The sequence below is a fragment of the Pontimicrobium sp. MEBiC01747 genome (genome assembly GCF_053601635.1).
Genome location: NZ_JBSHNS010000312.1, coordinates 1 through 1,614, shown reverse-complemented (window position 1 = coordinate 1,614; position 1,614 = coordinate 1). Strand labels below are relative to the sequence as shown.

1 protein-coding gene is annotated in these 1,614 nt (G+C 33.5%); it reads left to right on the top strand.

Annotation, left to right across the window (positions count from 1 at the left end; all coding sequences use genetic code 11):
• Nucleotides 1–135 precede the first annotated feature (135 nt).
• A complete protein-coding gene (hemL, locus tag ACVC2P_RS10350; RefSeq protein WP_452598404.1) occupies nt 136–1,422 on the top strand; it encodes a glutamate-1-semialdehyde 2,1-aminomutase in 1,287 nt (428 codons plus the stop codon).
• The last annotated feature ends 192 nt before the right edge of the window (nt 1,423–1,614 follow it).

Here is a 1,614-nt window from a genome sequence, read left to right as displayed (position 1 = left end):
ACGTTGTATTCGTTATCTAGGCGCTATAATTTAACAGTACAAGAACTTAAAGATTTAAATAGTTTAGAAAATAATGATTTGTTTGAAGGACAGGCATTATTTGTAAAACCCTTACCAAAAGATTAATAATAGTTTATGATTTATAAACGAAGTAGTGCATTGTTTGCACAAGCAGAACAAGTTATACCAGGAGGTGTTAACTCTCCAGTTAGAGCATTTAAAGCAGTAGGCGGAACCCCAATTTTTGTAAAAGAAGCAAAAGGAGCCTATTTATATGATGAAGACGGAAACCAATTAATAGACTATATTAATTCATGGGGGCCAATGATATTAGGACATGCTTATGAGCCTGTAGTTAGTGCAGTAATAGAAAAGACTAAAAAAGGAACCTCTTTTGGTATGCCAACTCAGATAGAAACTGAAATTGCTGAACTAGCAGTTTCTATGGTGCCCAATATAGATAAAATTAGGTTTGTTAATTCTGGAACAGAAGCTTGTATGAGTGCTGTACGTTTGGCAAGAGGCTATACAGGAAAAGATAAAATAATAAAATTTTCGGGATGTTATCATGGGCATAGTGATTCCTTTTTAATACAAGCAGGCAGCGGCGCAGTAACGTTTGGCTCTCCTAATAGCCCTGGTGTAACTAAAGGCACTGCAAAAGACACATTACTTGCTAAATACAATGATTTAGATAATGTGGCAGCGCTTATTGAAGCTAATAAAAATGAAGTTGCTTGTATTATTATAGAACCAGTAGCTGGGAATATGGGATGTATTCCTCCTAAAAAAGGATTTTTAGAGGGCTTAAGAGATTTATGTGATAAACATGATGTTTTATTGATTTTTGATGAGGTTATGACGGGGTTTCGTTTGGCAAAAGGTGGCGCTCAAGAATTATTAGGGATTAATGCAGATATTGTTTGTTTTGGAAAAGTTATAGGAGGCGGATTACCGGTAGGGGCATTTGCAGCTAGAGAAGAGATTATGAATTACTTAGCGCCCTTGGGTCCGGTATATCAAGCAGGAACATTAAGTGGAAACCCATTGGCAATGGCTGCAGGTTTAGCAATGTTAACAGCATTAAATAATGATGATGTAATTTTTACAAGATTAGCAGAAAAAACAGAATATTTACATAAAGGATTATCTAATGTTTTAAATAAACATGGTGTAACCCATACTATAAATAGAGTAGGCTCTATGATTTCTGTTCATTTTGATGAAGGAGATGTTTTTGATTTTGAAACAGCAGCTAAAGGAAATAATGAAACATTTAAGCGTTTCTTTCATGGTATGTTAAATCAAGGTATATATATAGCGCCTAGTGCTTTTGAAACATGGTTTATTACAGATGCCTTAACTTATAATGATTTAGATAAAACAATAGCTGCATGCGATGCGGTTTTTAGTAATATGTAAGTTGCTAAAAAAAATAAGATAAACATTAACAAAAAAAAAGATTATCTAACTTAATAGATAATCTTTTTTTTATGTAGAAAAGTTAATCTGCTTTTATTTTTTTTGAGCAGCTCTTTGGCGTACTTGCATTCCCGTTCTATCAACTTTAGCTCCTGGTTGATCTGTAGCTATTAAATATCTATTATATAATGC

Excerpts from the sequence above, each read along its gene's own strand:
- hemL (WP_452598404.1), top strand. The coding sequence starts at position 136 with ATGATTTATAAACGAAGTAGTGCATTGTTTGCACAAGCAGAACAAGTT.